General features: G+C 73.0%; 2 protein-coding genes. Both read right to left on the bottom strand.

All coding sequences use genetic code 11. The features are described 5' to 3' along the window. Window positions 1–56 precede the first annotated feature (56 nt). Complete coding sequence (locus ACTS11_RS12520) at window positions 57–1,385, bottom strand: lytic murein transglycosylase (protein ID WP_442640648.1); 1,329 nt, start codon at window positions 1,383–1,385, stop codon at window positions 57–59. A 105-nt stretch (window positions 1,386–1,490) separates the two neighbouring features. Next, window positions 1,491–3,746, bottom strand: coding sequence for a ribonuclease R (gene rnr, locus ACTS11_RS12515; RefSeq protein ID WP_442640647.1), 2,256 nt, complete (start codon window positions 3,744–3,746; stop codon window positions 1,491–1,493). Between the last annotated feature and the right edge of the window lie 105 nt (window positions 3,747–3,851).

Genomic DNA, 3,851 nt, shown 5'->3' with positions numbered 1-3,851 from the left:
CTGGTGCGCGGAGGTCGTGGCGCCGGGACGGATCGTGCTTGGCGACGCGGTCGCGCCTAGCGGAGCTGTTCCAGCAGCCTGAGCGAGGCGTAGCCGTCCGGCACGACGCCGCGCGACTGCTGGAAGCGGCGCACGGCCTCGATCGTGTTCGGGCCCACGATGCCGTCCACGCCGTTCGTCGGAAAGCCCGCCGCCGTCAGCCGCTGTTGCAGCTCGCGCCGCTCGTCGCCGGTCAGGGCGCGGTCGCCCCGCGGCCAGGAGGCGCGGAAGGGGGCGCCGCCTGCGATCCGGTCAGCGAGGTGTCCGACGCCGATCACGTAGGCGTCGGCGGGGTTGTAGCGCTCGATCACGCGGAAGTTGTCGAAGATCATGAGGGCCACGCCCTGCGCGCCCGCGGGAAGCAGGATCAAGGCCTGCCCGTGGTCGGGCACCTGGCCGCCATCGGCGAGGCGCACGCCCTGCCGCCGCCAGAAGCCCGCGTCGCGGCGGACGCGCTCGCCGGTCAGCGCATAGTCGAAGCCGCGCGGCAGGACCACCTCGACGCCCCAGGGCTGGCCGTAGGTCCAGCCGAAATGCGCGAGATAGGCGGCGGTGGAGGCCAGCGCGTCGGTCGGGTCGTCCGACCAGATGTCGCGCCGCCCGTCGCCGTCGAAGTCCTGCGCGTGCTCGAGATAGCTCGTCGGCATGAACTGCGTGTGGCCCATCGCCCCGGCCCAGGAGCCGGTCATCTGCCGTGGCGCCACGTCGCCCGCCTGCAGGATGCGGAGCGCGGCGATCAGCTGCGCCTCGAAGAAGTCGCGCCGCCGCCCGTCATAGGCCAGCGTCGCCATGGCCGAGACGATGTCGGTCGAGCCGCGCATCGCGCCATAGGCGCTCTCGAGGCCCCAGATCGCGACGACGACCTCGGCATCGACGCGGTAGCGCCGCTCGATGGCGGCGAGCGTCTCGCGGTGTTCGGCGACGGCTCTGCGCCCGTTGGCGACGCGCGTGTCCGACACCGCGCCGTCGAGATAGTCCCAGAGCGTGCGGCTGAACTCGGCCTGGTTGCGGTCGCGCTCGACGACGCGGGACTGGAGGGCGACGCCGGCGAAGGCGCGGTCGAAGGTCTCGGCCCGGATGCCGCCGGCGAGCGCGCGGGTGCGGAACTCGGCGATCCAGCGGCGGAAGCCGGGGTCTTCGGCCGCGGGCACGGCGCCGCGCAGGACCGGCCGGGGCGAGCGGGTGACGGCGAAAGCTGTCGGCTCCCGCCGGACCGCGGCGGTCGAGACGGCGAGCGTCCTGAGCTCGGGGCGCGGCTGCGGCAGGGGCGAGGAGACCGGCGGCAAGGCAGCCGCGGGCGCACCGAGGGCGCAGAGGGCCAGAATTGGGTAGATGACGCCGCGCATGTCCTGCGGTCCGTTCTTGCTCGATTTTCGGGCAACATAGCGGAAACGGGGCCCGAGGCACAGGGCGGCGCGATCCATGCGCGGGGTCTTGCCGTTCGGGACAGCTCAGCCGCGGCGGGCCGCCTTCTTGCGCAGCTTTCCGCGCTTCTTGCCCTCGCGCGCCTCCTTGCGGCGGGGCGGCGCGCCCTTGCGCGCGCGCCCCGGTCGGCGGGGCATCGCCTTGTCGTCGAGCTCGATCAGTTCCAGCGTCAGGCCGCCCGTGACCGGAACCGCCTCGGCGAGCTTGACGGTCACGCGGTCGCCGATGCCGATGGTCAGTCCGCTGTCCGCGCCCATCAGCGTCTGGGTCTGGGCGTCGTAGTGGAAATACTCGTGCCCGATCGCGCGCATCGGCAGGAGGCCGTCGGCGCCGGTCTCGTCGAGCTTCACGAAGGCGCCGAAGCGGGCGATGCCGCTGATCCGGCCGGTGAAGGTCGCGCCGACGCGGTCGGAGAGATAGGCCGCGAGGTAGCGGTCGGTCGTGTCGCGCTCGGCCGCCATCGAGCGCCGCTCGGTCTCGGAGATGTGCTTGGCGGTCTCCTCCAGGCGCTCGATCTCCTCGGGCTTGAGGCCGTCCCGGCCCCAGCCATGCGCCGCGATCAGCGCCCGGTGGACGACAAGGTCCGAGTAGCGCCGGATCGGCGAGGTGAAATGCGCGTAGTGCGTCAGCGCGAGGCCGAAATGCCCGAAGTTCTCGGGGCTGTAATAGGCCTGCGTCATGGAGCGGAGCGTCGACATGTTGATCAGCTCGTCATGCTCCGTCCCCTCGGCCTGGGCCAGCAGGCGGTTGAGCTGCGCGGTCTGGAGCACCTGGCCCTTGGCGAGCGTGAAGCCCGCGCTCTCGGCGGTCTCGCGCAGCGCCTCGATCTTCTCGGGCGCGGGTTCCTCGTGGACGCGGTAGAGGAGCGGCGTGCGCTTCTCGGCCAGCGTCCGGGCGGCGGCGACGTTCGCCAGCACCATGAACTCCTCGACCAGCCGGTGGGCGTCGAGCCGCTCCTTGAAGGCGACGGAGGTGACGCGGCCCTTCTCGTCGAGCTCGATCCGCCGCTCGGGCAGGTCGAGATCGAGGGGCTGGCGCCGCGCACGCGCGTCGCGGAGCGCGGCATAGGCGGCGTAGAGCGGCTCGATCACCTCGGCCAGCAGCGGCGCGGTCTTCTCCGAGGGGTCGCCGTCCTTCGCGGCCTGCACCTCGGCATATTCGAGCGAGGCGCGCGAGCGCATGAGGCCCCGGAGGAAGCGGTGGTCGCGCAATTCGCCGTCCGCGCCGATGGTCATGCGCACGGCGAGGCAGGCGCGCGGCACGCCGTCGTGGAGCGAGCAGAGATCGCCGGACAGCCGGTCGGGCAGCATCGGCACGACGCGGTCGGGGAAGTAGGTGGAATTGCCGCGCCTGCGCGCCTCGCGGTCGAGCGCGCTGCCGTAGGGCACGTAATGGGCGACGTCGGCGATGGCGACCCAGACGACATGGCCGCCCCTGTTCTTCGGGTCGTCATCGGCATGCGCCAGCACCGCGTCGTCGCGGTCGCGCGCGTCGGCGGGGTCGATGGTGACGAGGGGCAGGTCGCGCAGATCCTCGCGGCCCGTCAGGCCCGCGGGCCTGGCCGCGTCCGCCTCGGCGACGGCGGCGTCGGGAAAGGCGTCGGGGATGCCGTGCTCGGCGATGGCGATGAGGCTGACGGCGCGGGGCGCTGCGGGATCGCCGAGGCGCTCCGTGATGCGCGCGCGCGGCAGGCCCATGCGCGCCTTCGGCCCGGCCTGCTCGGCCTCGACCAGTTCGCCGTCCTTCGCGCCGTGGGTGTCGCCGGGGCGCACCATCCACTCGAGGTCGGCGCCCTTGGCGATGGGAACGATGCGCCCGCCTTCCGCGCCCTTGCGGAAGATGCCGAGCACGCGGCGGGGATTGGTGCCGATCCGCCGGATCAGGCGGGCGACATACTGGTGATCCTCGCCCTGCACCTCCTGCAGGCGCGCGAGGATGCGGTCGCCCTCGCCCACGGCGGGATCGGTGGCGCGCGCCGAGAAGAGGATGCGCGGCTCGGGCCCCTCGCCGGTCCATTCCAGCGGGCGGCAGAAGACGTCGCCGAGATCGTCGGGCGGCAGGACCTGCAGGACCGACACGGGCGGCAGGCGCTCGGGGTCGCGGTAGGTCTTGCGGCGCTTCTCGAGGTGGCCCTGGCCCTCGAGCTCCTTCAGGAGGCGCTTGAGGTCGATGCGTGCGGCACCCTTGATGCCGAAGGCGCGCGCGATGTCGCGCTTGGAGGTCGCCGTCGGGTTCGCGGCGATCCAGTCGAGGATCTGGTCCCTGGTGGGAAGGTCGGCCATGGACGTGGCCTAGCACGCGGCGCGGCCCCGGTCATGCGCGAATTCGGGGTGTTTCGCCGGCTGCGCCGGCGACCGGCGAAGGCGCGGCCTCGCCCCGCCTCCGGC

The sequence above is a fragment of the Roseicyclus sp. genome (genome assembly GCF_052168335.1).
GTDB lineage: Bacteria > Pseudomonadota > Alphaproteobacteria > Rhodobacterales > Rhodobacteraceae > Roseibacterium.
The sequence above is the reverse complement of the archived record's forward strand: the minus strand, read 5'-3'. Positions and strand labels throughout refer to the sequence as shown.

What these genes read in the sequence shown, in the direction of transcription:
- rnr (WP_442640647.1), bottom strand. Translation starts at nt 3,746, where the DNA reads ATGGCCGACCTTCCCACCAGGGACCAGATCCTCGACTGGATCGCCGCG.
- ACTS11_RS12520 (WP_442640648.1), bottom strand. Translation starts at nt 1,385, where the DNA reads ATGCGCGGCGTCATCTACCCAATTCTGGCCCTCTGCGCCCTCGGTGCG.